Source organism: Niveispirillum sp. GW835-FHT14G11 (assembly GCF_058793615.1).
In genome coordinates this window covers 57,851-83,967 of sequence record NZ_JBXAFZ010000017.1, presented here as the reverse complement: position 1 = coordinate 83,967, position 26,117 = coordinate 57,851, and the positions used below count along the sequence as shown (strand labels likewise).

The 26,117-nt window shown below is 64.4% G+C and carries 19 protein-coding genes; 8 read left to right on the top strand and 11 right to left on the bottom strand.

Annotation, left to right across the window (positions count from 1 at the left end; all coding sequences use genetic code 11):
• Positions 1–20: 20 nt before the first annotated feature.
• Positions 21–824: a glycosyltransferase gene (locus tag AC1Q7F_RS26310; protein WP_492511521.1), complete on the top strand. Its 804-nt coding sequence runs from the start codon at positions 21–23 to the stop codon at positions 822–824.
• A 27-nt stretch (positions 825–851) separates the two neighbouring features.
• Here AC1Q7F_RS26310 and AC1Q7F_RS26305 read toward each other — a convergent pair whose 3' ends face one another.
• Positions 852–2,219, bottom strand: coding sequence for an aspartate aminotransferase family protein (locus tag AC1Q7F_RS26305; protein WP_492511520.1), 1,368 nt, complete (start codon positions 2,217–2,219; stop codon positions 852–854).
• 192 nt (positions 2,220–2,411) lie between these two features.
• Positions 2,412–4,034 carry an ABC-F family ATP-binding cassette domain-containing protein gene (locus AC1Q7F_RS26300; RefSeq protein ID WP_492511519.1) on the bottom strand — a complete coding sequence of 541 codons (1,623 nt, stop codon included), beginning with the start codon at positions 4,032–4,034 and terminating at the stop codon, positions 2,412–2,414.
• Between the two features lie 224 nt (positions 4,035–4,258).
• On the opposite strand from AC1Q7F_RS26300, the gene dprA reads away from it, so the two are divergent.
• The 3 genes from dprA to AC1Q7F_RS26285 all read left to right on the top strand — a co-directional run bounded on the left by dprA (position 4,259) and on the right by AC1Q7F_RS26285 (position 8,640).
• Positions 4,259–5,395, top strand: coding sequence for a DNA-processing protein DprA (gene dprA / locus AC1Q7F_RS26295; RefSeq protein WP_492511518.1), 1,137 nt, complete (start codon positions 4,259–4,261; stop codon positions 5,393–5,395).
• A 49-nt stretch (positions 5,396–5,444) separates the two neighbouring features.
• Positions 5,445–8,105 (top strand): type I DNA topoisomerase, encoded by a 2,661-nt coding sequence (gene topA / locus AC1Q7F_RS26290; RefSeq protein ID WP_492511517.1) that lies wholly within the window; start codon positions 5,445–5,447, stop codon positions 8,103–8,105.
• Positions 8,106–8,172: 67 nt separating this feature from the next.
• Entirely contained in the window at positions 8,173–8,640 is a 468-nt protein-coding gene (locus tag AC1Q7F_RS26285; protein WP_492511516.1) for a hypothetical protein, read from the top strand.
• Between the two features lie 13 nt (positions 8,641–8,653).
• Here AC1Q7F_RS26285 and AC1Q7F_RS26280 read toward each other — a convergent pair whose 3' ends face one another.
• From AC1Q7F_RS26280 to recO, 3 genes are all read right to left on the bottom strand, one after another.
• Positions 8,654–9,898 carry a hypothetical protein gene (locus AC1Q7F_RS26280; protein WP_492511515.1) on the bottom strand — a complete coding sequence of 415 codons (1,245 nt, stop codon included), beginning with the start codon at positions 9,896–9,898 and terminating at the stop codon, positions 8,654–8,656.
• A gap of 316 nt (positions 9,899–10,214) precedes the next feature.
• The gene (gene parC, locus AC1Q7F_RS26275) at positions 10,215–12,479 is read right to left on the bottom strand and encodes a DNA topoisomerase IV subunit A (RefSeq protein WP_492511514.1); all 2,265 of its coding nucleotides are present in this window, start codon (positions 12,477–12,479) and stop codon (positions 10,215–10,217) included.
• Between the two features lie 211 nt (positions 12,480–12,690).
• Positions 12,691–13,395, bottom strand: a complete 705-nt coding sequence (recO, locus tag AC1Q7F_RS26270) for a DNA repair protein RecO (RefSeq protein ID WP_492511513.1) — start codon at positions 13,393–13,395, stop codon at positions 12,691–12,693.
• A 170-nt stretch (positions 13,396–13,565) separates the two neighbouring features.
• Between recO and AC1Q7F_RS26265 the strand changes: the two genes are divergently transcribed.
• On the top strand, positions 13,566–16,052 hold the full coding sequence (locus AC1Q7F_RS26265) for a sensor domain-containing protein (RefSeq protein WP_492511512.1): 2,487 nt from the start codon (positions 13,566–13,568) through the stop codon (positions 16,050–16,052).
• A gap of 3 nt (positions 16,053–16,055) precedes the next feature.
• On the opposite strand, the gene bluB is transcribed toward AC1Q7F_RS26265, so the two are convergent.
• On the bottom strand, positions 16,056–16,697 hold the full coding sequence (gene bluB, locus AC1Q7F_RS26260; protein ID WP_492511511.1) for a 5,6-dimethylbenzimidazole synthase: 642 nt from the start codon (positions 16,695–16,697) through the stop codon (positions 16,056–16,058).
• Positions 16,694–17,134, bottom strand: a complete 441-nt coding sequence (locus AC1Q7F_RS26255; protein WP_492511510.1) for an HIT domain-containing protein — start codon at positions 17,132–17,134, stop codon at positions 16,694–16,696. Before AC1Q7F_RS26255 ends, bluB begins: the two co-directional genes overlap by 4 nt.
• 170 nt (positions 17,135–17,304) lie before the next feature.
• Between AC1Q7F_RS26255 and AC1Q7F_RS26250 the strand changes: the two genes are divergently transcribed.
• Positions 17,305–19,926 carry a glycosyltransferase gene (locus AC1Q7F_RS26250; RefSeq protein WP_492511509.1) on the top strand — a complete coding sequence of 874 codons (2,622 nt, stop codon included), beginning with the start codon at positions 17,305–17,307 and terminating at the stop codon, positions 19,924–19,926.
• A gap of 49 nt (positions 19,927–19,975) precedes the next feature.
• Here the strand turns inward: AC1Q7F_RS26250 and lepB (AC1Q7F_RS26245) are convergent, their stop codons facing one another.
• The 3 genes from lepB (AC1Q7F_RS26245) to AC1Q7F_RS26235 form a co-directional block, all read right to left on the bottom strand.
• A complete protein-coding gene (lepB, locus tag AC1Q7F_RS26245; protein WP_492511508.1) occupies positions 19,976–20,746 on the bottom strand; it encodes a signal peptidase I in 771 nt (256 codons plus the stop codon).
• Entirely contained in the window at positions 20,746–21,477 is a 732-nt protein-coding gene (gene lepB / locus AC1Q7F_RS26240) for a signal peptidase I (protein ID WP_492511507.1), read from the bottom strand. The genes lepB (AC1Q7F_RS26245) and lepB (AC1Q7F_RS26240) overlap by 1 nt, the downstream gene beginning before the upstream one ends.
• Positions 21,478–21,568: 91 nt before the next feature.
• Positions 21,569–22,951: an RsmB/NOP family class I SAM-dependent RNA methyltransferase gene (locus tag AC1Q7F_RS26235; RefSeq protein ID WP_492511506.1), complete on the bottom strand. Its 1,383-nt coding sequence runs from the start codon at positions 22,949–22,951 to the stop codon at positions 21,569–21,571.
• 185 nt (positions 22,952–23,136) lie between these two features.
• Here AC1Q7F_RS26235 and AC1Q7F_RS26230 point away from each other — a divergent pair, with 185 nt between their 5' ends.
• Positions 23,137–23,919: a rhamnogalacturonan acetylesterase gene (locus AC1Q7F_RS26230; RefSeq protein ID WP_492511505.1), complete on the top strand. Its 783-nt coding sequence runs from the start codon at positions 23,137–23,139 to the stop codon at positions 23,917–23,919.
• A gap of 50 nt (positions 23,920–23,969) precedes the next feature.
• Here the strand turns inward: AC1Q7F_RS26230 and AC1Q7F_RS26225 are convergent, their stop codons facing one another.
• Positions 23,970–25,460: a pyruvate kinase gene (locus tag AC1Q7F_RS26225; protein WP_492511504.1), complete on the bottom strand. Its 1,491-nt coding sequence runs from the start codon at positions 25,458–25,460 to the stop codon at positions 23,970–23,972.
• Positions 25,461–25,554: 94 nt separating this feature from the next.
• Here AC1Q7F_RS26225 and AC1Q7F_RS26220 point away from each other — a divergent pair, with 94 nt between their 5' ends.
• Positions 25,555–26,019 (top strand): hypothetical protein, encoded by a 465-nt coding sequence (locus tag AC1Q7F_RS26220; RefSeq protein ID WP_492511503.1) that lies wholly within the window; start codon positions 25,555–25,557, stop codon positions 26,017–26,019.
• Positions 26,020–26,117: the final 98 nt, after the last annotated feature.

The following is a 26,117-nucleotide window of genomic DNA, read 5'->3' as shown; positions in this document are numbered from 1 at the left end:
CAGCGGCGCCGGAGAATGGAATGATCAAATTATCGCTGCTCATGCTCGTTTATAACGAGATTGAGTATATCACGGCGTTCCAGGATGTATTTTTCAACAGCTTTGACGAGTTGGTCTTTGTCGATATGGGAAGCACCGATGGCTCCCTGGACGCCATTGCCGCCCTGCCCGTGGAACGCACGAAACTGGTTACCATGGAACGGCGCGACCTGTTCCTGCAGGGTTTCGCCCACGCCCGCAACCTGGGCGCCGAACAGGCCAGCGGGGATTGGATATTCGCGATCGACGCGGATGAACTGGTCATGCCAGCGGAAATCGACAGCCTGCGCGAACATCTCGCGCAATGCGGCCACGATGTCTGTGGCGTCGGGCGCCGCAATTACCATGCGGTGGCCGGGTTCGGGCCGGAGGATTGGCAGGCGGTCATTGCTGATGCGGCCTTCGACAGCGAGCGGCATCTCCGGGTCTACCGCCGGGACACCGCCGCCCATTGGAAAGGCGTCATCCACGAGGAAATCTATCTGGGCGACGAGCCTGCCTATTTCAACCATGACAAGGTCGACCTGGATCTCCACCATCTTTCTGCCTTCCGCAAGCAACAGCGGATGGGGGAAAAGGGCGGGCTCTATGCCTGGATGACGCTCCACGCCTTTGCCAATCGTGCCCTGCGCAGCGGAACCAACGAGTGGTGGTTCTCCACCTACGTCCCACAGCATTACGTAGCGCTTTGCCACATGGCCCGTGAATTTGCCGATGCGCATGGCCTGCCTGCGCATCAGCAGGACGATATCGAGCGGGTCATCGCCGAGGACAAGGCCGGATAATCATCCGGCCGCCCCACCTGACCCGCGTCACATCATGCCCAGGTCCTTCGCCGTCAAGTCCAGCGCCAGCTTGGCCAGACGGGCCACCTCGTCCGCTTCCTCCTTCGTCATGGTCAGGGCGGGGGCGTAGACAAGGCTGTCGCGGATGCCGCGCATGATCAGGTTGTTGTGAAAACAATGGTCGCGCGCCATAAGGCCGACCTTGCCACCACCGGGGAAACGCTCCCGCGTCCGGCGGTCCTTCACGATCTCGATGGCGCCGATCATGCCTTCGGACCGGATTTCCCCCACGATGGGGTGACCATCCAGTATTTCCTCCAGCTTTTCGCGCAAATACGGCCCGATTTCCGTCCGTGCACGATCCACCAGCCCTTCCCGCTCGATCAGCTCCAGATTGGCCAGCGCCACGGCACAGGCCACCGGGTGACCGGAATAGGTGAAGCCGTGGTAGAACTCGCCACCCTCATTGATCAAGGTCTCCGCCACCCGGTCCCCCACCATGACGGCGGAAAGGGGCACGTAGCCCGATGTGATGCCCTTGGCCAGGGTCATGAAATCCGGCTTGATCCCGTAACGCTGTGACCCGAACCAATGGCCCAGCCGGCCAAAGCCGCAGATCACCTCGTCCGCGATCAGCAGGATGTCATGCTCCCTGCAGATGCGGTTGATCTCCGGCCAATAGCTGTCCGGTGGGATGATGACGCCGCCGGCCCCCTGGACCGGTTCCCCGATGAAGGCGGCGACATTTTCGGGGCCGATGGCCAGGATCTTCTCCTCCACCGCCCGGGCCGCCAGCCGGCCAAACGCCTCCGCACTCATCTCCCCCTGCCCTTCGAACGGGTAGGGGGCCATGACATGGGCAAAGCCGGGCAGCGGCAGGCCGCCTTGTTCATGCATCACCTTCATGCCGTTCAGCGACGTCGCGGCCATGGTGGTGCCGTGATAGCCATGCTCACGGCCAATAAAGACCCGCTTTTCCGGCTGGCCCTTCAGGGCCCAGTAATGGCGGGCCATGCGCACGATCGTGTCATTGGCCTCCGACCCGGAATTAGCGAAGAAGGCGCGGGAAAGGCCCGGCGGCGTCAGTTCCGCCAGCTTGGCCGCCAGCCGCACCGTCGGTTCCGTCGTGGTCTTGAAGAAGCCGTGATAGAAGCTGAGGTCGGTCAGTTGCCGATAGGCGGCATCGGCCAGCTCCCGCCGCCCATAGCCGACATTGACACACCACAGCCCGGCCATGGCATCCAGGATGCGACTGCCCGTGCTGTCAGTCAGCCACACGCCATCAGCTCCGGTGATGATGCGGGGGCCGCCCAGGGCGGCCAGTTCCTGATGGTCGGTGAAGGGATGCCAGTGATGGGCACCGGAAAGACGCTTCAATTCTGCGGTGGCGGTCATGGCGCCAGCTCCCAAGCCAAGGATCGAGGATGCACACGGAAACGGACAGGAACCCTCAACCCGGCGGGTTGAACCCGATCCGCGCACAGAGCAGCAGCATCACTTCCTTGGGGCACGGGCCGTGATAGATCATGGCGCGATCATACCGCCACAGGCTGCCGCCGTCACGGGGTGCGACGCCGACGAACCGCGTCAGCCATGCAGGCCCGGCGCCTCCTGCCCGGTGCGCGCCACATATTCGGTATAGCCGCCGCCATATTGATGGATGCCGTCCGGGGTCAGTTCCAGCACCCGGTTGGACAGTGCCGCCAGGAAGTGCCGGTCGTGCGACACGAACAGCATGGTGCCCTCATAGGCGGCCAGGGCGGTGATCAGCATCTGCTTGGTATCAAGGTCGAGATGGTTGGTCGGCTCGTCCAGCACCAGGAAATTCGGCGGGTTGAACAGCATGATCGCCATCACCAACCGCGCCTTCTCTCCGCCCGACAGCACCCGGCAGCGCTTTTCCACATCATCGCCAGAGAAGCCGAAACATCCGGCCAGGGCGCGCAGTGCCCCCTGCCCCGCCTGCGGGAAGCTGCTCTCCAACGCCTCGAACACTGTCTGCTCCCCGTCCAGCAACTCCATCGCGTGCTGGGAGAAATAGCCCATCTTGACGCTGGCCCCGACATTGACGGAGCCAGCATCGGGCTGGTCCACGCCCGCGATCAGCTTCAGCAGCGTTGATTTGCCGGCACCATTGACGCCCATGACGCACCAGCGTTCCTTGCGGCGGATGGTGAAATCGAAGCCCTGATAGATGCTACGGCTGCCATAGCCCTTATTTACGTTGCGCAGGACCGCGACATCATCGCCCGAGCGTGGGGCTGGTGGGAAGTCGAACAGCACGGTCTGGCGGCGTTTAGGGGGCTCGACCCGGTCGATCTTATCCAGTTTCTTGACCCGGCTCTGCACCTGGCTGGCGTGCGAGGCACGGGCCTTGAACCGCTCGATGAACTTGATCTCCTTGGCCAGCATGGCTTGCTGGCGTTCAAACTGCGCCTGCTGCTGCTTTTCGTTCAACGCCCGCTGCTGTTCATAGAAACCGTAATCACCGGAATAACTGGTCAGCGACCCGCCATCGATTTCGATGATCTTGTTGACGATCCGGTTCATGAATTCCCGGTCGTGCGAGGTCATCAGCAAGGCCCCGTCATAGCCCTTCAGGAACCCCTCCAGCCAGATCAGGCTTTCAATGTCCAGATGGTTGCTGGGCTCGTCCAGCAGCATGGCATCGGGTTTCATCAGCAGGATACGGCCCAGCGCCACCCGCATCTTCCAGCCGCCCGACAGCGCGCCGACATCCTTGTCCATCATTTCCTGACTGAAACTGAGCCCAGCCAGCACCTCGCGCGCGCGACCCTCCAGCTCATAACCGCCCAGTTCATCAAAGCGCGCCTGCACCTCGCCATAGCGCTCGACGATCGCCTCCATCTGGTCGGCCTGATCGGGGTCGGCCATGGCTGCTTCCAGGCTCGCCATTTCCTTGGCCACCTCACTCACCGGGCCGGCACCGTCCATCACCTCCTGGACAGCACTTCGGCCGGACATCTCACCCACATCCTGGCTGAAATAGCCGATGGAGACCTGTTTCTCCACCGACACCTGGCCCGTATCCGGCTGTTCTTCGCCCGTGATCATCCGGAACAGGGTTGTCTTGCCGGCCCCGTTGGGGCCGACCAGCCCCACCTTCTCACCCCGGTTCAGCGCCGCGGACGACTCCATGAACAGGATGCGATGACCATTGTGTTTGCTGATATTTTCAAGGCGAATCATAATCGGCGGCCGGGTTCCAGAGGCTGGGGATTGGCCCCCTTATGCCACAAGATGCCTGACGCGCCAGCGCCCTGATCGGCCCCAACACCGATTTACCGCACAGCACTGCCGTTCGGCCCGGCCTTGGCCAGGATAATCAATAAAGGCGCCTTTACGCTTCTGCACACCGTGCCATGCCCACCATCCCCGTTGACACTTGTAGGAAATTGCAGAACCATGGCGGCATGCAATCCAAAATCGCCCCCCTTTCCCATGCTGAGCGGATCGACCGCGTCCGGTTGATCCGGGCAGAGAATGTTGGGCCGGTGACATTCATGCGGCTGATGGAGCGGTTCGGGACGGCCAGCACGGCACTGGCAGCACTGCCCGAACTGGCCAAGCGCGGGGGGCGGACGGCACCCCTTCGCATTCCGGGCAAGGCGGAAGTGGAGCGGGAGGCGGTCGCACTGGAGCGGATGGGCGGGCGTTGGCTGTTCCGCGGGGAGGGGGAGTATCCGGCGGCGCTGGCGGTGATAGACGACGCCCCGCCGGTTCTGACCATGTTGGGCTTTCCCGCCCTGCTGTCACGGCCCTGCGTGGGGATCGTGGGCGCGCGCAATGCCAGCATCGTGGGCCGCAAGATGGCGGAAAAGCTGGGCCGCGATCTGGCCGAGGCGGGATTCACGGTGGTGTCGGGCTTGGCGCGCGGCATTGATACCGCAGCACACCAGGGGGCGCTGGTCGGTGGGGTGCAGGGCGGCGGGACGGTGGCCGTGGTGGCGGGCGGGGTCGATATCATCTATCCGCCGGAAAATGACGGCCTGTACCGCGACATCGCGCAGCGCGGCGCGGTGCTGGCCGAATCACCCCTGGGCACCGAGCCTCAGGCAAGGCATTTCCCCCGGCGCAACCGCCTGATTTCCGGCCTGTCGCTGGGCGTGGTGGTGGTGGAGGCGGCGTTGAAGTCGGGCTCGCTGATCACGGCCCGCTTTGCCGCCGAGCAGGGGCGCGAGGTCTTCGCCGTTCCCGGATCACCGTTGGACCCACGCGCGCAGGGATGCAACCGTCTGATCAAGGACGGAGCGGGGTTGGTGGAGAATGTCGACGACATTATCAGCCACCTGCGGGGCAACCTGCGCGAACCAATGGCGGAGCCGGCGGGCGGGGTGTACCGCCCCCCCCAACCCAATATGGAAGATGAGGCGGAACTGGCCAAAGCACGCCGTCTGGTGGGGGAGTGCCTGTCCCCATCCCCGGTTCTCATTGACGAAGTGGTCCGCGGCTGCCAATTGTCTGCCGGGGTGGTGATGACCGTTCTGCTGGAATTGGAACTGGCGGGGCGGCTGCAGCGTCATCCCGGGGGGCAGGTCAGCCTGATCTGACAGGTCCCGCCATCCGGTGTCCATCGTTCTTGCAAAGGCGGGTCCTTCAGTGGCTGGCAGTGTCGTCATCGTCGAATCCCCGGCCAAGGCCAAGACCATCAACAAATATCTGGGGTCGGACTTCACCGTCCTGGCCAGTTTCGGGCATGTGCGCGACCTTCCACCCAAGGATGGGTCGGTGCGCCCCGAAGAGGATTTCGAGATGGACTGGGAACTGGGTGACCGGTCCAAGCGCCATGTCGACGAGATCGCGCGCGCCGTGAAGGGCGCATCCCGCGTCTTCCTGGCCACCGATCCGGATCGCGAAGGCGAGGCCATTGCCTGGCATGTGCATGAGCTGTTGAAGGAAAAGCGCCTGGTCAACAAGGCCGAGGTGCGGCGCATCACCTTCAATGAGATCACCAAGAGTGCGGTCCTGGACGCCATCGGCAAGCCGCGCGACGTAGACCAGGAACTGGTGCAGGCCTATCTGGCTCGCCGCGCCCTGGATTATCTGGTGGGGTTCAACCTGTCGCCGGTCCTGTGGCGCAAGCTGCCGGGGTCGAAATCGGCGGGGCGGGTGCAGTCGGTGGCCCTGCGCCTGATCTGTGAGCGCGAGGCCGAGATCGAGGCGTTCAAGCCCCAGGAATACTGGACCATCGAGGCGGAGTTCAAAACCCACGACGGTTCCACCTTCACCGCCCGCCTGACCCAGCTGGATGGCAAGCGGCTGGAAAAGTTCAGCCTGGGTGACAAGGGTGCCGCCGAGGCGGCGCTGGCCCGCATCCGCCCCATGCTGTTCAAGGTCGGCCGAGTGGAGCGCAAGGAGGTGAAGCGCAACCCCTATGCGCCCTTCACCACCTCCACCTTGCAGCAGGAAGCCAGCCGCAAGCTGGGCTTTGGTGCCGTGAAGACCATGCGCACCGCCCAGAAGCTGTATGAGGGCGTGGATATCGGCGGCGAGACGGTCGGCCTGATCACCTATATGCGGACCGACGGCGTGTCCTTGAGCCAGGAGGCCATCGAGGGATCGCGGCGTCTGATCGATCAGACTTGGGGCGGCAATTACGTGCCGGAAAAGCCCCGTATCTATAAGACCGCCGCCAAAAACGCCCAGGAAGCGCACGAGGCCATCCGCCCAACCGACCTGTTCCGGCGCCCTGACCAGCTGTCGCGCTATCTGGATAAGGATGAGCTGCGTCTTTACGAACTGGTCTGGAAGCGCACGGTGGCCAGCCAGATGGCCAGCGCCATCATGGATCAGGTCACGGTCGACATCATGTCGAAGGGGGCCGAGGCTGTTTTCCGGGCCACCGGCTCCATCATCCGTTTCGATGGCTTCCTGAAGGTCTATCAGGAAGAGAAGGATGATGACGGGGAGGAGGAGGAGAACCGCCGCCTGCCGCCCATGAAGGATGGCGACGACCTGACGCGCGGTGCGCTGAAATCCGACCAGCATTTCACCCAGCCCCCGCCGCGTTATACCGAGGCGAGCCTGGTGAAGAAGATGGAGGAGCTGGGCATCGGCCGGCCTTCCACCTATGCCTCCACCCTGCAGGTCCTGCAGGAGCGCAATTATGTGCGGCTGGAGAAAAGGCGGTTCGAGCCAGAGGATCGCGGGCGGCTGGTCACCAGCTTCCTGGAGAATTTCTTCAACCGCTATGTCCAGTATGATTTCACCGCGGCTCTGGAAGAGAAGCTGGACGATATTTCTGGCGGGCGCATTTTCTGGAAGGATGTGCTGCGGGAGTTCTGGAAGCATTTCCATGCTTCCATCGACGAAACCAAGGATCTGACCATCACCCAGGTGCTGAACGCCCTGGACGAGGCGCTGGGCCCGCACTTCTTCCCCGACCGGTTCGATGCCGAGGGGCACAAGGTCGATGTACGCGTCTGCCCCACCTGCGGGGCGGGGCGGCTGTCGCTGAAGCTGGGGAAGACGGGCGCCTTCATCGGCTGTTCCAACTACCCGGAATGCCGCTATACCCGCCCGCTGGCCGTGGCCGGGGAAGAGGCGGAGGCGGATGCCGACCGCGATCTGGGCGTCGATCCCGAAACCAGCCAGAATGTCGTCATGAAGCGCGGGCCCTATGGGGTGTATGTGCAGCTGGGCGAGGCGGCGGCGAAGGGGGAGAAGCCAAAACGCGTGTCCCTGCCCAAAGGCCTGAACCCGCCGGACGTGGATTTGACCGTCGCCCTGGCGCTCTTGTCCCTGCCGCGCTCGCTGGGCATGCACCCGTCGTCGGGCCAGGAAATCCAGGCCGGCATCGGGCGCTACGGGCCGTATCTGAAGCATGGCGATGCTTATAAGAACATCACGCCCGACGATGATGTGCTGACCATCGGGTTGAACCGCGCGGTCGTGCTGCTGGGCGACGGGCCGGTGAAAAAGGCCGTTGCCGGGCGTGAGTTGGGCAACCATCCCAAGGATGGCAAGCCTATCTCCATCGGGTCCGGCCGCTTCGGCCCCTATGTGAAGCACAACAAGATTTTCGCCAGCATCACCAAGGCCTACAATGCCGATACGGTGACCCTGGAGCAGGCCGTGGAAATCCTGGCCGCGAAGGCCGCCAAGGATACGGCCAAGAAGGGTGCGGCACCGGAGACGGAGGGCGAGGAGAAGCCGAAGAAGGCGCCGGTCAAGAAGGCTAACGCACCCAAGGCGGCGCCAAAGACCACCAAGACGGCCACCACTGCCAAGAAGCCGGCGGTGAAAAAAGCCAAGGCCTGAGCTTGCAAACAGGAACAGGGTGAACCATGTTCAGGCGTATAATGGGTATCATACCCTGGAGATTGCCATGCGCGCCCTGTTCCTGACCGGCTTGGTCCTGTCGATCATCGCCCTTTCCGCCACGGCGGAGGAGAATGCGGGGCCGGCGCCCAATACCTTCACGCTGCTGGAAAAGAAGCCGGACGCCCAGCCTGTGGGCGGCGGCCCCACCGCACGCACTGTTCCGGACTACAGCCAGGGCGTGCCCGTGGCACAAGCGCAGCAACAGCAGGAGGAGGCCAAGTGCCGCGTGCGCAAGACGGTGGAGGCAGGCGTCGCCATGGGCGGTGTCAGCGGCAAATATGCCGGTGCCCGCCTGGATTACGGCAAGGATGACAAGGCGTTGGCGCGCGGTTACGCCCCCAATCCCTGCCCCGACACGGGCTTCGCCATGTCACTGGCCGTATCGACCAGCGACATGGAAGTGAAGCACCGGGGCGAACGCTACCCCATGGACATGGACGAAGATGGCCGGCCGAACCTGATGGAACGGTAGGAGAGGCGTGGCCCTACCGCCCGTTCAAGGTAAGCTCGATATTTAAACCAACGGTCAGGCCGCCCAGGGCTGGGGCCGTTGGGTCGTCACCGATGCCAAAGCTGATCTGCACGCTGAATTGGCTGGTGGATTGATCGAAGGCGATCGTGTCGACAAAGGCGGTGTCTGGCCCCTTGGCCACCGTCATGTAGAATTTACGTTCGTCAGCCTGCCATAGATCACTGGAAAGTGGATCGGACGCCACGGCCATGCCGGCCCCATCGAACAGCAGGATTTCAGAGACCATACCGCCCGACGCGTCTCGAAGCTTGTGAAGCAAAGACGAAAGCGGATGATCGCGCAGACTGGTAACCAGCGTGTCATCCGCCCGCTTGCGATGGGCCTGATAGCGCCGATCCTCCATAATGATCTGTTGCACCGGCTTGGCACCGTTCGTCCGCCACGCGGCAGCCAAGGCCGGCAACAGGGTCGGGTCGGCCAGGAGTTGGTCACGCACATGCTGCGCCACCGCCAGCGCCGTTCGCCGTTCCGCGGACGACAGGGCCATATTGGCGGCGGCACAATGGGGGACCTGGGCGTTGAATTTTTCCAGGAATCCCGGATGCGCCGTCATAAAAGCGGTGGAGAAGTAAACGCCCAACGGCATGTAGCGTTCAAAGGCGATGGTGAGGCCGGCGGGGTCAACCCCTGCCTCTCGTCTGGCGGAAGCCAGTTCCGCTTCATCCATCAGGACCGCCGCAACCCGACCACCCATCAGCATGCGCAGCAATTGCGCCCCGCTGCGCGCGGAGCCATCGATGTTGGTTTGATTGCCCTGCAGCCATTTCAACTGGTTCGATCCGAGGACGGCTGCCACCGGCAGGCCAGTACCTACCTTTGCGGGGATCGCCCCCACGGGTGCTGCGGTGACCCATACCCAGCGCTCCAACGCCAAAGGCAGGGAAAGACGGCCAGCGTCGGGATTGCTGGCCGTATCTGGAGCGACGGAGAAGATGCCCTGGGCCAGCCCCTGGCGCACCTGCTCATGGGCGCGCAGCCAGGGAGAAAGGTCCACCTGATAGCGCTGATCCAACCGGTCCATCACACAGTCGAAGGCACGCATCGACGTGCCATCCAGGCTGCCGCCAACCATCTCCTGATAGGGCGGGGCGATGTTGGTCAGGAACCGCAAAACCTCAGCAGCCGGCGTCTGCCCAGTGGGCGCCAACAAGACCAGTACACCCAACAGCAGGCGCCCAGCCATCGCGACAAGGCGCATTTTCAACTCCCTTCTCGTCGGTCTTTAAGCCGACGGTCGAAGGTCAGTCTAGGCCTCGGTCCGCAGGATGGATATCTATCCGGAAGGTTCGCAATGTATCGGCAACCAAATCATTTTGGCCTAGCAGCCATTTCTTCTGCCGCATTTATTTTCGGCGACGGGCGCGAATATAGGACGCTGACGGTTGTAGGAATTCCTGCACCGCCGGTTGCGGCGCAGTGCCATGCTGACCCCACCTGGCGATGTCGCCCTGATCCTGGCCAATCGAGGCGGCTATCAGGTCATCAAGAAATGGCTGCCCTATCGGGACCCCGCTTCAGTCCGTGAACTTGTTGTTCCGGGGGAAGCCGGTGGGTGGCATCTTGCCCTGGGTGCCCCGGAAGGCCACCCAACCGGCCAGTTCCGGCATGGCAACAGTGCGCATCCTGCCCTCCGCCCCGCCCAGCTTCCAGGACAGGCCCTCAGCCAGATTGAAGCTTTTCACGTCGGCCAGACTGGCATCCTTGTATTTCTGCAGCGCCACGCCCTTGCCACGGGTCAGCAGCGGCAGTTCATCCAGCTTGAACACCAGCAGCTTGCGGTTATTGCCGATCACCGCCACCGCATCGCCCTCTACCGGGATCACCAGGGACGGCACGCCATCATCGGACGGGTTCAGCACTTGGCGGCCAGCGCGTGTCTGGGCCACAACCTCGTCGGCTTCCACCTGGAAGCCACGACCATCGCTGCTGGCAACGATCAGTTTCTGGCCTGGCACATGCGGGAACAGGGCCACGATCTCGGCCTCGCCCAGGTCGGCCATCAGGCGCACCGGCTCCCCAAAGCCGCGGCCGCGCGGCAGCTTGTCGGCACCCAGCGTGTAGAACTTGCCATTATTGGCAAAGACCAGCAGTTTGTCCGTGGTCTGGACGCGCAGGACGAAACCTTCCTGATCGCCATCCTTGTATTTGGCGTCGGCCACCTCCGCGGGGGTCAGGTGACGCGACACAGCGCGGATCCAGCCCTTTTCCGACAGGAAGACAGTCAGCGGCTCCCGCTCGATCATCGCCTCCACCGGAACCACGATGTCGGCGGGCGCGTCGCCCACTTCCGTCCGACGCTCACCCAAGGCGGTGGAACGGCCGAACTTCTTATCCATCTGCTGCACTTCCGTGCGGATGGATTTCCAGCGCTTGCCCTCATCCTCCAGCAGTTCGGTCAGCTTGGACTTCTCCGCCGACAGGGCGTCATGTTCCTTCTTGATCTCGAACTCTTCCAGGCGGCGCAAGGACCGCAGGCGCATGTTCAAGATCGCCTCGGCCTGGACATCGGTCAGGCTGAAAGTGCGTATCAGCTCCTTCTTGGGCTCATCCTCCTCGCGGATGATGCGGATGACCTCGTCCAGGTTCAGATACGCGATCAGATAGCCGCGCAGCACCTCCAGCCGATGCTCGATCTCTGCCAGCCGGAAGCGGGAGCGGCGGATCAGCACATCCTGGCGATGGGCCAGGAAGGCGTTCAGCACCTCGTGCAAATTCATGACGCGCGGCAGAGTACCGCCATCCAGCACGTTCATGTTCAGGCTGAAACGGATCTCCAGATCGGTGTTGCGGAACAGCTGTTCCATCAGCACCGCGGGATCGACGTTCCGGCTCTTGGGGATCAGGATCAGACGGATATCCTCGGCTGATTCGTCGCGCACATCGTCCAGCAGCGGCAGTTTACGCTCCGCCAGCAGCTCGGCAATCTTCTCCACCAGACGCGATTTCTGCACCTGATAAGGAATTTCGGTGACCACCACCTGCCAGGTCCCCTGCCCCAGCGCCTCCTTGACCCAGCGGGCGCGCAGGCGGAAGGCGCCGCGGCCGGTGCGATAGGCCTCGATGATGTTGGCGCGATTCTCCACCAGTACGCCACCGGTGGGAAAGTCCGGCCCACGCACCCAGCTGACCAACTCGTCCACCGTCACCGGCCAGCGCTTCTCTGGTGCTGGTAGCAATTCGCGCTCGATGATCAGGTTCAGGGCACCGCAGATCTCCCCGACATTGTGCGGGGGAATGCTGGTGGCCATGCCCACGGCGATGCCGGCGGACCCATTGGCCAGCAGGTTGGGAAAGGCAGCGGGCAGCACGATCGGCTCATTCCCGTCACCATCATAGGTGGGGCGAAAATCGGTCGCATCCTCATCCAGGCCCTGCATCAGGGCCTTGGCGACCTCCGTCAGCTTGGCTTCGGTATATCGCATGGCGGCTGCGTTATCGCCGTCGATATTGCCGAAGTTCCCTTGCCCCTCGACCAGCGGATACCGGCTGGCGAAATCCTGCGCCAGACGGACCAGCGCGTCATAGACGGACTGGTCGCCATGGGGATGGAACTTGCCGATCACGTCGCCGACCACGCGCGCTGACTTTTTCGGCATGGTGTTGGGGTCCAGCTTCAGCTGGCTCATGGCGAACAGAATGCGCCGATGCACCGGCTTCAACCCGTCGCGCACATCGGGCAGCGAACGGGAGACGATGGTGGAGAGCGCATAGGACAGGTATCGTTCGCCCAGGGCTTCGGCGAGGCGTTTGTCCAGGATTTCATAGGCGGCGTCGGTCATGCCCTATCCATACCAGATGTGGTAGGGGCATGGGTACTGGCTTCTATACTGGGCTTTGGGGATACGCAGCTTCTACAGCTGCCGGCCGGCATAGAGCAGGCGTTCGATGATGACTTGATCGCCAACGATACGGAAATAAACGGACACGGCAGCGCTCGAAGCCAACCACTCGCAGGCCGGGATAGAGGTCGGAGTAAAGGCGGCCGCCCTGTCACCCGGCCGCCACCGGTAACCCATGCGCCCGTCCGTACCGCTCCACGAACCGGGCCCGGGCCGCCGGTACCTCGGCGTGGCGCTGGGCGAAAGCGCTGCGGTCCAGGAAATGGCCGGTCAGAAGCAGCCCCTGCATCACCTCCGCCGGGCCACCATCGGACAGGCCCAGCAGGAAAGGCGGCAGGGGCAGCAGCTTGTCCTTATAGGGTTCGGCCGCCGATATCGACACGGCCCTGCCCGTGCGCGGGCTGACATGGGACAGGCCGTCATTGCCGGCGAACAGGTCCTGGGCGCTGCGGCCGCTGACGGCGCAGCGGGTCAGGTCCAGGCCGAACCCCACCTCCTCCAGCAGCCCGACCTCCCACCGAACATAGATCTCCGCCCAGACCTCCATCGACAGCGCCGCGAGCAGAGCCAGGGTGGCGTCGAACAGGCCCGGATGCGGCTCGCGGTCGGCCAGCAGCCCGTCCAGCAGCGCGCAGGCCGATGCCAGACAGGCGAGTCGCAGCGGATCGTCCAGCAAGGGGGCCGCATAGGCCCGCTCCAACTCCAGCGACCAGGTGCCCAGTTGGTCGGCGAGCCGGGCCCGCCAGGAGGCGGCCAGCAGGTTTCCCGGCTCCAGCACAGCCCGATTCCGGGCCGACTGGCCACCATGCAGCAGACCCGCGTGCCGCCCATGGTCGCGGGTCAGCACCAGTGCCAAAGCCGCCGTTTCCCCATACGGGCGTGCGGATAACAGAATCGCTTGGTCGTTCCAGTCCATGAAACCAAGTCTAGTATAAATAACGGGCGGTCGCGAAGGGGCATGGCCCCATCCGTCGAAAGTGGTATAGAGTTTCCACGACGCACCTTTCCCTTGCCGACCGGCCGACCTTGCCCCAGACGACGCCCGACGATCAACTGGCCCAACGCTACATGCTGGCGGGACTTTCCAGCGGCGAGGCCGTTTGGGACTGGGACCTGACCGTCGACACCATGTTCCTGTCGCCGGGCTTTCGCGAACATCTGGGCTTGGGATTGGAAGGGAATTGCCATTCCCGCGACTGGTTCGGCCGCGTCCATCCGGAGGACTTGCTGTGGCTGGAGGCCACCCTGCGCCCCCGTCACGACGAGGCCGGGCGACGTTTCGTGATCGAACACCGGGTGCGCAACGGGCGCGGCGACTGGACCTGGCTGGCCGTTCGCGGTGCCGCCATCGCCGGGGCGGATGGGATCGTCAACCGCCTGATCGGCACAGCCGCCGACATCACGGAGCGCAAGGAGGCCGAGGAGAAGCTGCGTGTCAGCGAGGAACGGCTGGCGCTGGCCGCGGCGGCCACCAATGACGGGCTCTATGATTGGGATCTGCGCACCGACCGCATCTATTACGCGCCGCGCTGGTGGGCGCTGATCGGACTGGCACCCGAGGAGGAGGCGGACGGACCGGAGCAATGGCTTACCCGTGTGCATCCGGAGGACCTGATCTGGCTGCAGGCGACCTTGGACGCGCAGATGTCGGCCGGGGGCAAGCCGTTCCAGATCGAATACCGCATCCAGCATGGGCAAAGCGGCTGGCGCTGGATGCTGTGCCGAGGCATCGCCGTCATGAATCCCGATGGGGAGCCGGTGCGGCTGGTCGGATCGCAATCCGACATCACCGACCGCAAGGTGGCCGAGGAACAGCTGCGCATCAGCGAGGAACGCTATGCCCTGGCCGCCCAGGGGGCCAATGACGGGCTCTGGGATTGGCGCATCCAGGAAGGCGAGGTTTATTACTCGCCCCGCTGGTCGGACATGCTGGGCCTGCCCGGTGGCGAATGGGTCGGCACCATGGAGGACTGGTTCGCCCTGGTGCATGCCAGCGACCTGCCGGGCCTTCGCGCCGCGTTCGAGCTGCATTTGTCCGGCCGGCTGGACCATCTGGAACATGAGGTGCGCACCCGCCATGACAGCGGGGCGGAGCTGTGGGTACTGATCCGCGGCGTCGCCATCCGCGACGCGCTGGGCGATGCCATCCGCATGGCCGGATCGATGACCGACATCACGGCCCGCAAGCGCGCCGAACAGCAGATCCTGTTCGATGCCTTCCATGACGGGTTGACGGGGCTGCCCAATCGGTCGCTGCTGATGGACCGTATCGGCCAGACCATCGACCGCCGCCGCCGGCCCGACGACCCGCCTTGCGCCGTCATCCTGTTTGACCTGGACCATTTCAAGACCATCAATGACAGCCTGGGTCCCAATATCGGGGACGAGGTGCTGCGCATCCTGGCGAAAAGGCTGGAGAACCAGCGCCGGGCTGGCGACACCATCGCCCGCATCTCCGCCGACGAGTTCGGGGTGCTGATGGACGGCGTGGTGGATGTGAAGGCGGCGATGACGGCGGCCCAGCGTCTGGCCGCCATCATGGCCGAGCCCATCCACCTGCCCGGATTGCCGCAGGAACTGGTGCTGACGACGTCGGGTGGCATCGCCATGTCACACACCGGCTACGGTCAGGCCGCCGACATGCTGCGCGATGCCAGCCTGGCCATGTTCCGCGCCAAGGGGGCCGGCCGCAACCGGGTCGAAGTGTTCGACGACGCGTTGCGCGCCCGCGCCATGTCGCGCCTGCGCACCGAGGCTGACCTGCGCCTGGCCACCGACCGCCACCAGTTGACCCTGTTCTATCAGCCCATCGTGCGCCTGTCGGACCAGACCATTGCCGGGTTCGAGGCCCTGATCCGCTGGCAGCACCCCGAACGTGGGCTCATATCGCCTGCCGATTTCGTGCCGCTGGCGGAGGATACGGGCCTGATCCTGCAGATCGGCCGCTGGGCCATGCAGGAAGCGGCGGAGCAGCTGGCCCGCTGGCAGAAGACCCATGACAGCGGCCTGTTCATGAGCGTCAATGTGTCCGGCCGGCAGATGCTGGACGATGACATGGTGGATTGCGTGCGCCATGTGCTGGACGATACAGGTGTGCGGCCGGACACGCTGAAGCTGGAGATCACGGAAAGCCTGCTGATGGACGACCCGGGTCGGGCCGTTTCCATGATGCAGCAAATCCGCGGCCTGGGCGTCCACCTGTCATTGGACGATTTCGGTACTGGCTATTCCTCGCTCTCCTATCTGCATCGCTATCCGGTCAACTCCCTGAAGATCGATCGCGCCTTCGTCAGCGGGTCCGGCAATGGCGACCGGCGGGAGGAAATCCCCCGCATCATCCTGCTGCTGGCCAAAAGCCTGGATTTGGATGTCGTGGCCGAAGGGATCGAAAGCCCGGCGGAGGTCACGTTCCTGCGCGGTTTGGAATGCCGGTACGGCCAGGGATATTATTTCTCCCGCCCCGTGCCGGCGGAAGCGGCGGAGAAGCTGTTGGGCTTGCCCATGCTGCCCTGATCACTAACGCCGCAGCCGCGTCCCCGCCGGCACTTGGCGCTGTTCCCAGCCTTCGCGCTGCAATTCCGGGGTTTCGGCATCCTCCACCGGGTATCCCAGGCACAGATAGCCAATGAAATGCCATTCGGCAGGCACGTCCAGGGCAGCATTGACCGCATCGGGATCCAGGATGGAGACCCAGCCCAGCCCCACCCCATGGGCGCGGGCCACCAGCCACAGCGTATGGATGGCCATGGCGACGGAATAATCCAGTGTTTCCGGCATCGTTCGCCGCCCCAGGCCGCCGCCCTGCACAGGATTGGGTTCGGCGAAGACCGCCAGATGCACGGGCGCCTCCACCAGGCCGGCCAATTTCAACCTTGCGTAATTGACACCGCGGCCAGCCGATTTCTGTTCGGCGAGCGCGGCGGCGTTGGCGGATTTGAAATTATCGATGATGGCCGTGCGGCGGGCCGCATCCTCCACCACCACCCAGCGCCAGGGTTCCGACAGGCCGACGCTGGGGGCCAGAGCCGCCTCATCCAGCAACCGGTCCAGCAGGCTCGGCGGCAGCGGATCGGGCCGGAAATGCCGCACGTCGCGCCGCCAGCGCAGCAGGGCATGCAGCTTTTCCCGGAAATCCGCGTCGAAGGCCGGGCCTGTCATGATGGTTCCGGCAGAATCGTGATTTCAGTGTTCAGCGCCATGCGCAGCCTTTCTGCCAGGGAGGCCAGTTCATCGCCGCCATAGGCAGCACTCAGGCCACGGCCCCAAACAGGACCGGGCCAGGCCGGGTCGTCGCGCCGACGAGCAATCACATGCATATGGAGCTGGGACACGACATTGCCCAGCGCACCGGTATTGATCTTGTCAGGCTGGAACAGCTTTTCCAGCACGCGGGCCGCGGCAGAGGTCTCCCGCGTCAGCAGCACCTGGTCGGCCGCGGACAGGCGATGGATTTCCACCGCTCCGGCTCGGCGTGGCACCAGGATCAGCCAGGGAAACAGCCGGTTGCGCATCAGCAACACCCGGCAGAGCGGCCAGTCGCACAACGCCAGCGTATCGGCCGACAGACGCGCATCGAGATCGAAGCCCCCTTCCATGGTACTCTCTCACCCCTGTTTCGCCCCCGGTCTATACCAAACCGGGCCGGCTGCGCTATGGTTGGACCGGATACCGAACGATCACCATTGCGCTTTTCATAAAAATAACAGAAACGGCTGCCACAAGTTTTGGCCCGTCGTCATTCCTGGCGGCGGGATGTTCCGGGGGCATGACGGGAACGATGGGCAAGATATTGAAGATGCGGGCGTCGGCCTGGCTTGTGCTGGTGCTGCTGGTGCTGGGCAATATCGGGGCCTGGGCCCTGTCGAACCGGCCGACCACGCCGGAGAAACTGTGGTCGGGCACCATCTCCGGCGTCGCCTTCAGCCCGTACCAGGAAAACCAGAACCCGCAGGATGGCCGCCACCCGAGCCGAGCCGATATCGAGCGCGACATGGGCGTCGTGGCCCCTTATGTCCGCTCCATCCGAACCTATACCGCTACCGACGGGCTGGAGGTAACGCCGGAGATCGCGGCCAGGTATGACCTGGACGTGACGGCCGGCGCCTGGATTTCCGGGGACCTGGGCAAGAACGAGCAGGAGATCAATTCCCTGGTCCGCCTGACCCGCGCCAACAAGAACGTCACCCGCGTCATGGTCGGCAACGAGGTGATGTATCGCGGCGACCTGGAGGTCGATGCCCTGATCGACTATATCCAGCGTGTCAAGCGGCAGATGGATGTCCCCGTCTCCACCGCCGAACCACCCTATGTCTGGATCAAGTATCCGGAGTTGGCGGCATCGGTCGATTACATCACCATCCACCTGCTGCCCTATTGGGAGAAGGTGACCATCGAGCAGGCGATGGATCAGGTGCGCCGTGGCTATGACGAGGTGCGGGCCAAGTATCCCGACAAGCATATCCTGATCGGGGAGGCTGGCTGGCCGTCGGACGGCCCCTATCGCGGCGGCGCCCAGGCCAGTCTGGTCAATCAGGCCCAATTCATCCGCAACTTCCTGAACCTGGCCGGTGAGAACCGCTGGGACTATTACATCATGGAAGGGTTCGACCAGCCCTGGAAGCGGGAGATCGGCGGCGAGGCGGAGGCCAATTGGGGCATCTGGGACACCCATCGCCAGATGAAATTCCCCATGGAAGGCGGCGTATTCGAGGTACCCGGCTGGCCCGTGCTGTGCGCCATCGCCACCCTGCTGGCCTTCATTCCCATGTTCTGGTTCGTGCTGGCGCGTGACGATCTGAAGCCCGCCGGGCAGTTGTTCTATGGCGCCCTGATCCAGGGTATCGCGTCGGGCCTGGTCTGGACCGCGACGGAGGCGATGACCACGGGCATGAACACCATGTCCTTCGTGGCCTTCCTGATCCTGATCTGCGCGCAGATCCTGCTGCTGATCGTGGTGCTGATCGATGGCTTGGAACTGACCGAGGTGGTGTGGACTGACCGCTGGAAGCGCAAGTTCGCGCCGGCAAAGGCCAATCCCGGAAACTATTTCCCCAAGGTCTCCATCCACGTGCCCTGCTATAATGAGCCGGCGCATATGGTGATCGAGACGCTGAACGCGCTGGCGAAGATGGATTATCCCAACTTCGAAGTGCTGGTCATCGACAACAACACCAAGGATGAGGAAGTCTGGAAGCCGCTGGAGGCGCATTGCGCCAAGCTGGGTCCGCATTTCCGCTTCTTCCATCTGGCCAAATGGCCGGGATACAAGGCCGGTGCCCTGAATTTCGGGCTTGCCGTGACGGCCCCGGATGCGGAAGTGGTGGGCGTCATCGACAGCGATTATCAGGTCACGCCCGACTGGCTGTCCTCCACCATCCCCTATTTTGAAAGCCAGAAGGTCGCCTTCGTCCAGAGTCCACAGGATTATCGCGACTGGCACATCCATCCGTTCCACCGGATGATCAACTGGGAGTACCAGGGCTTTTTCCATATCGGCATGGTGCAGCGCAATGAACGCAACGCTATCATCCAGCATGGCACCATGACCCTGATCCGCACCTCCATCCTGAAACGGGTGGGCTGGTGGGCCGAATGGTGCATCTGTGAGGATGCGGAGCTGGGCCTGCGCCTGTTCGAAGAAGGGTTGGAAAGCGTCTATATGCCCGACAGCTTCGGCAAGGGCCTGGTCCCCGACAGTTTCGCCGGCTACAAGACGCAACGCTTCCGCTGGGCCTATGGCGCGGTGCAGATCATCAAGCGGCATTGGCGGGAATTCCTGCCATCCGGCAAGACCCTGACATTTGGCCAGAAATACCATTTCGTCACAGGCTGGCTGCCCTGGTTTGCCGACGCCGCGCACATGCTGTTCGTGGTGGGCGGTATCTTCTGGTCGCTGGGCCTGCTGTTCGCCCCGCGCTATTTCGAGTTCCCGCCCACCGTCTTCATCATGCCCACGCTGGGCGTGTTCTTCTTCAAGGTGGCCTGCGGGTTGTGGCTCTATGCAGCGCGGGTGAAATGCAGCTTCACCGACAAGGTGAACGCCGCCGTGGCCGGCATGGCCCTGACCCATACGGTGGGCCGCGCCGTCTGGACCGGCCTGTTTACCGAGGGCCGCCCCTTCGTGCGCACGCCCAAATGCGAGGACCAGCCGGCCCTGATCCAGGGCTTCATGCATGCCAAGGAAGAGGTGATGCTGATGCTGGCCCTGTGGGCGACGGCCTTTGCCGTGGGCTGGAAGGAGGGCGGCGACAACCGCGACGCCTATATCTGGTCGGCGATGCTGGTGGTGCAGTCCCTGCCTTATATCGCAGCATTGGCCGTGGCCACCATCAACGGCCTGCCCATGCCCAAGCAGGAAGGGCCGGAGGCAGCCGCGGCGGCGGAGTGATCCGTAAAGCCTGAAGTGAAAAGGGCGGCCCGTTCGGAGCCGCCCTTTTTCATTCCACCGACCGGAACAGCCGGTCGAACCAGCCGCCGCCCGGACAGGCCAGACCTTCCTCGGCCGAACAGCCGTTGCGGGTGAAGGCCACCGTGCCGACGCGGCCCAGCACGCGTTCCAGCGGCACATAGCCGACATCGTTCAGGAAGCGGCTGTCGCCGGAATTGTCGCGGTTGTCACCGGCCATGAATAGATGCCCGTCCGGCACGATATAGTCCCGCGTATTGTCGGCCATGCCGCTGTCGGTCTGTTCCAGGATCAGATGCTGGCGACCGCCGGGCAGGGTTTCGCGATATTCGGCGGCCTGCACGATGGTGCCGTTCTGGGCGCGATAGGTGATGTCACGTACCTTCTCCCGCGCCACCAGCGTGCCGTTGATATAGAGGCGGCCATCGGTCCAGCGCAGCCGGTCGCCCGGCAGGCCCACGACGCGCTTCACCAGGTCGCTCTCCTCCCCCGCCTTGCGGAAGACGACGATGTCGCCACGGTCCGGCAGGCCGGCGGGGATGCGGCCGGAACCAAAGGGCAGCGGCACGAAGGGGGTGGAGAAGCGGCTGTAGCCATAGGCGTACTTGGCCGCATAGAACTGATCACCCACGGTCAGGGTGGGCAGCATGCTTTCCGAGGGTACGTAGAAGCCTTGGTAGAGGAAGGTATTCACCAGCAGATAGGCACCGCCGAAGATGCCGATGGTGCCGGCCCATTCCCGCAGCTTCGACGGTGATTTGGGCGGCATCGCGGTGGCGCTCTCCGGGCTTCCCATGGCCATCAGTCCGCCGCGACCCAGCGGAACAGGCGATCGGTCCAGCCGCCGCCAGGGCAGATCAACCCTTCCTCCTCCGAGCAGGACTTGCGGGCAAACGCCACCATCGACACACGGCCCAGCACGCGTTCCAGCGGGATATAGCCCACCTGGCGCAGATAGCGGCTGTCCTGGGAATTGTCGCGGTTGTCGCCCATCATGAACAGATGGCCGTCCGGCACATTGTATTCGGGCGTGTTGTCGGCGAAGCCGTCGTCGCGCTGTTCGATGATCAGGTGCTTGCGGCCATTGGGCAGGGTTTCGGTATATTCAGTGACCTGCACCACCTGACCGCCATTATCGCGGTAGGCATAATCGCGGTTCTTCTCACGCGGCACCTCGGTACCGTTGATATAGAGGCGACCGTTCTGCACCTGGATCGTGTCACCGGGCAGGCCGATGACACGCTTCACATAATCCTCCTCCGTCGTGGGCAGGCGGAAGACGACGATGTCGCCGCGTTCCGGCGTCACATCGGGGAAGCGGCCGGACCCGAAGGGCAGCGGCACGAAGCTGGTGGAGAAGCGGCTATAGCCATAGGCGTATTTGGCCGCATAGAACTGGTCGCCCACCTTCAACGTGGGCAGCATGCTTTCCGATGGAACATGGAAGCCGGCGAACAGCAACGTGTTGATGATGAGGTAGAAGCCGGCCACGAAACCGATCAGACCCACCCATTCACGAACAACTGCGCGCAAAGCCCATACTCCCGATTTTTTGACGCCGACACCATGCCCGGCGGCCTCGCGCCGGTCAATCACCACCCAATACCCATCGGGTGGGGCCAATTCACGCGGTGGCCTCTTCCAACACCACCGGCACTCCTGCTTCTGTCGGTGCCGCTTCGTCGACCACCTTTTCTTCCGCAATGTCGGCGCGGCGTTCCAGCACGGCGGCGAAGAACCCGTCCGTGTCATGGCGCAGCGGCGTCAGGCGCAGCATGTCGGTATCCACCGGCGGCTTGCCCCAGGATGCCGGCCAGGCGGCGGGTACCGGCACCAGGGTAAAGTCGGGGTGGCTGGCCAGGAACGCCTCCACCTGCCCCTCATTCTCCTCCCGCAGCAGCGAGCAGGTGGCATAGACGATGCGGCCACCGGGTCGGACCAGACGGGCGGCACTGTCCAGGATGCTGGCCTGAAGCGGCAGCAGCTCGATCAGGCCGGGGCCCAGCGGGCGCCAACGGCTGTCCGGATTGCGGCGCCAGGTGCCGGTGCCGGAGCAGGGCGCATCCACGACAACGCGGTCGAACTTGCCCTTGTGGCGCTTCACCCAGGGGTCGCGTTCGGTGGCGATGGCGCGGGTTTCGATATTGTGCAGGCCGGCGCGGCGGAACCGTTCCTTGGCGCGGGTCAGACGGCCTTCCAGCACGTCGGTGGCCACCACCCGGCCCTTGTTTTCCATCATCGCGGCGATGGCCAGGGTCTTGCCGCCGGCCCCGGCACAGAAATCCACCACCTGCATGCCGGGCCTTGCATCGGCCATGAAGGCCACCAGCTGCGATCCCTCGTCCTGGATTTCGATCATGCCGGACTTGTAGGCGTCCAGCGCCATCACCGGCGCGCGGCCGGCCAGACGCAGGCCGACAGGCGACAGGTCGGTGGCCGTCGCCTTGATCCCGGCATCGGCCAGCGCCTTCTGCGCCTCTTCCCGCGTGCCCTTCACCGGGTTGACGCGCAAATCCAGCGGCGCCTCGCCCAGCATCGCCGACGCCTCCACCAGGAAACGGTCGCCGAAGGTGGCGCGCATGGAGGCCTCGGCCCAGTCCGGCACCTCGGCCTGAACCGCTTCCGGCTGGTCGGGATGGTTCAGGGTGCGGGTGTCCAGCGCACGGACCAGCTTGCGCTCCCGGTCGCTCAAGGGGGCGGGCGCGAACTTCGCACCGTTGAACAGGCCGCCCACGGCATCGGCCGAACGGCCACCCGACAGCATGCAGTCGGCAATGACCAGGGCGCGCGGATCGGGCATGTGGTTCACCCGTTCCAGCCACCAATGCAGCCGCGCCCAATGGCGCATGATGCCATAGACCAGCGACGCGATCTCGCCCCGGTCCTTGGCGCCGATGAAGCGGCGGGCGCGGAAGAAGGCGCTGGTCACGGCGTCGGCCGGGCGCGGGGTGTCCATCACCTCGGCAAGCAGGTCGGTGGCAGTGGCCAAACGGGCGGCGGGGGTCATGGCGTGTCTTCTCGAACGATCGGCGCTGATAAAGCGCGGGACTATAGGGCCGACAAGGGCTCGGTGGAAGTGCAGGGCCGCCATGGCTGCCCCCCTGCCCTGCGCGTCGGGCTTGCGCAAGGGGCTGAGCGCCCTTATTTTGGCGCTGGCATCAAAGTTGTCATACAAATTTTGGAAGGATGGTTATGAGATATTGGCTGGTCACGGCGCTGGCGGCGCTGATCTTGACGAACCCGGTCGCGGCCGGTGAACGCATCTTCATCGCCGGCGACAGCACGGCAGCCAATTATGCGCCTGACAAGTATCCGCAAACGGGCTGGGGCATGATGCTGGCCTGTAATCTGGATGGGTCGGTCAGCGTTGAAAACCGCGCCATGGGTGGACGCAGCACCAAGAGCTTCATCGCCGAAGGGCGGTTCGACGCCATTGCCAAGGACATCGCGGCCGGCGACACCCTGCTGATCCAGTTCGGGCACAATGACGCCAATCAGGCCAAGCAGGAGCGCTACACCCCCCTGCCCGACTTCCGCGTCAACCTGCTGCGCTTCATTTCCATGGCGCGGGAAAAGGGCGCACAGCCCGTGCTGCTGACGCCGGTGGGCCGGCGCAGCTTCAAGGAAGATGGCAGCATCAATGACAGTTTCCCCACCTATGCCGAAGTGACGCGCGCCGTGGCGCAGGAGACGGCAACGCCGCTGATCGACCTGGGCTATGACAGTCGCGTCTATGTGCAGGGGCTGGGGCCGGAGCCAGCCAAGGCCTATTTCCTGCATTACGGCAAGGAGGCAGGCTATGCCCGCTGGCCGGACGGCGTCGCCGACGATACGCATTTCAGCGAGATCGGGGCGCGGGCCATGGCGTCGCTGGTGGCCAAACGGCTGGAGGAACTGAACCTGCCCGTGTCGGCGCATGTGCGACCGCTGCCGGCTGCCAACCCGCCGACACTGGGCGGGCCGACCTGTCCTTGACATATTTCCCGTTTCCTCAAGCGCCGGGCGGGCACATCCGTGCCACTGGCCTACCAGGACTTCAAGGCCCGCAGCGTTGGGGTCTTCTTTGAGATATGCCCGTCCATGCGGGCCAATAACCGGTCCAGCAGGTCTATGGCCGCCCCCACCGCAGGGCCCTTGTTCAGCATGACACATTCTGCCCGCGCCGCCATGGCGGCATCGGTCATCTCGCCCCGCGACGGCACGCCATCCTTGACCAAATCCTCCAGGACCTGGGTGGCCCAGATGACCGGAACGCCGGCGGCCTCGCACAGCCACAGGAGTTCCTCCTGCATCTCGGCCACCCGCTCGAACCCGATCTCCGCCGCCAGGTCGCCGCGCGCGATCATCACCCCGAAAGGCCAACCCTTGCCAGCGGCGCGGACCATCAGTCCGGGCAGGTTGGTGACGGCCTCGGGCCGTTCGATCTTGGCCACCAGTCCCGGCCGCTTCTCCACGCCGCAGCGGGCCAGCGCCTGTTCCAGCAGGTCGATATCGTCGGGCCGGCTGACGAAGGAATAGCCGATCATGTCGGCGCACTCGACCACGGTGGCCAGGTCGTCCTGATCCTTGTCCGTCAGGGGCGACAGGCCCAGGGCGGTATCCGGCAAGTTCAACCCCTTCTCCGGCTTCAGCTTCACGCCCTTGCCCTTGGCCTGGGTGACACGGATGATGGCCGTGTCGTCCGCCACGCTTTCCACCACCCCCTCCAGGGTGCCATCGTCATAGCGCAGCCGGTCGCCGGGCGTCAGACGGCGCACAATCTCCGCCAGCGAGACGGCGGCGGCAAAGGGCGCCTGATCGTCGCACCAGGGCTCCCCCGACGCCACCAGCCGCAGGGCATCACCGGGATACAGCCGGGCCTTCTTATCCTTTGACCGGACCTCTCCTGTGCGGATCTTCGGCCCGGCAATGTCCATCAGCACCGACAGGGGACGGCCCACCAACCCCGCGGCACTGCGCGCATGCCGGGTCATCGCCCGCCAGGCGTCCGCATCGTCATGGGCGCAGTTGATGCGCACGATGTCCATGCCGCGCCGGGCCAGATCCAGGATCATCTCAGGGTCGTCGGCCGCCGTACCGGGCAGCGTCACCATGATGCGGCAGCGGCGATGGCGGGGCGCTTCGCCCAGCAGCGCGTCGGACGCCGCCGCCAGCCGCGCCTCCCCCGCGAAGAAGGCGGCCTCCGTGGGTGGCTCGACGGTGGTTTCGACCCCGGCCAGGGCCGCCAGGGCCGTCGCCACCGCGTCCAGCGTCGGCAGGACCCGGCTTTCCAGACGGCCCAGGGAGGACAGGCCCAATACCATCAGCCGCCGTTGCAGCGCGCGCAGGTCGTGATGACGCAGGGCCAGATAATGGGCCAGGTTGACGGTGCCGTCATGGTCCCCCGCTCCCAGCCGAACCAGCGTGTCCGCCGCTTCCGCCGATACCAGCGTGCGCAGGGCCGCCAGTTCCGCCACCAGCGCCGCTGCCGCCACCTGCGTGGGGGGCAGTTCCGCCGTTCCAGCATTCTTCGTCATGTCCCCACCTGTCCTGTCCATTGCTGTAGCAGCATAGGCGGCGGGGGTGACAGACTCGTGACGCCGTACGGGTGATCCGGTAGACAGGAGCATCATGACGAAGAATGATCACACCCTCTCCATCGACTGGACCGCCGTCCCTGCCGTGCGGGTGGATGGGCTGGCGGCCGGGTGCATGGTGCTGGAGATCGCGGATGGGCGGCCGGTGCGGCTGGTGTCCGATATGGGCATCACCGGGCTGGCAGGGGCCGGCTGGTGGGCGGGGCTGCAGGCGGCATGGACGGAGGCGGCAGGCGGGCCGTTCCAGGCGCTGGTTGACTGTGCCGACCTGCCGGGCCTGGTGCTGTCGGCGCTGCGGGCGGGGTGCCGTGACGTGGCCTTCACCCTGGGGCCGGCGACTCCGCCAAGCGTCCGGGATCGTCTGACATCGTTGGCAGAGGCCCATGGGGCCCGCCTGCACAAGGCACCAACCGCCGTCACAGAGGTGTGCTGGCGGCGCAACCGTGGTGCCACCCTACGGCAATACCTGTCCCAACAGTTTGATTTCAAACAAATGTAACGGAATTTCAGTCGTTACCGCCTTGCGCCGTCACGTTGCTTTACGCCTGTGCCTGGGATATCAAACCGGCACCCACATGAGGGCCGCGCAACGGCCCG

Bases quoted from the DNA above. Each gene is read 5' to 3' on its own strand.
- AC1Q7F_RS26310 (WP_492511521.1), top strand. From the start codon at position 21: ATGATCAAATTATCGCTGCTCATGCTCGTTTATAACGAGATTGAGTAT.
- AC1Q7F_RS26305 (WP_492511520.1), bottom strand. From the start codon at position 2,219: ATGACCGCCACCGCAGAATTGAAGCGTCTTTCCGGTGCCCATCACTGG.
- AC1Q7F_RS26300 (WP_492511519.1), bottom strand. From the start codon at position 4,034: ATGATTCGCCTTGAAAATATCAGCAAACACAATGGTCATCGCATCCTG.
- dprA (WP_492511518.1), top strand. From the start codon at position 4,259: ATGCAATCCAAAATCGCCCCCCTTTCCCATGCTGAGCGGATCGACCGC.
- AC1Q7F_RS26285 (WP_492511516.1), top strand. From the start codon at position 8,173: ATGCGCGCCCTGTTCCTGACCGGCTTGGTCCTGTCGATCATCGCCCTT.
- AC1Q7F_RS26280 (WP_492511515.1), bottom strand. From the start codon at position 9,898: ATGCGCCTTGTCGCGATGGCTGGGCGCCTGCTGTTGGGTGTACTGGTC.
- parC (WP_492511514.1), bottom strand. From the start codon at position 12,479: ATGACCGACGCCGCCTATGAAATCCTGGACAAACGCCTCGCCGAAGCC.
- bluB (WP_492511511.1), bottom strand. From the start codon at position 16,697: ATGACAGGCCCGGCCTTCGACGCGGATTTCCGGGAAAAGCTGCATGCC.
- AC1Q7F_RS26255 (WP_492511510.1), bottom strand. From the start codon at position 17,134: ATGGAAGGGGGCTTCGATCTCGATGCGCGTCTGTCGGCCGATACGCTG.
- AC1Q7F_RS26250 (WP_492511509.1), top strand. From the start codon at position 17,305: ATGACGGGAACGATGGGCAAGATATTGAAGATGCGGGCGTCGGCCTGG.
- lepB (WP_492511508.1), bottom strand. From the start codon at position 20,746: ATGGCCATGGGAAGCCCGGAGAGCGCCACCGCGATGCCGCCCAAATCA.
- AC1Q7F_RS26235 (WP_492511506.1), bottom strand. From the start codon at position 22,951: ATGACCCCCGCCGCCCGTTTGGCCACTGCCACCGACCTGCTTGCCGAG.
- AC1Q7F_RS26230 (WP_492511505.1), top strand. From the start codon at position 23,137: ATGAGATATTGGCTGGTCACGGCGCTGGCGGCGCTGATCTTGACGAAC.
- AC1Q7F_RS26225 (WP_492511504.1), bottom strand. From the start codon at position 25,460: ATGACGAAGAATGCTGGAACGGCGGAACTGCCCCCCACGCAGGTGGCG.
- AC1Q7F_RS26220 (WP_492511503.1), top strand. From the start codon at position 25,555: ATGACGAAGAATGATCACACCCTCTCCATCGACTGGACCGCCGTCCCT.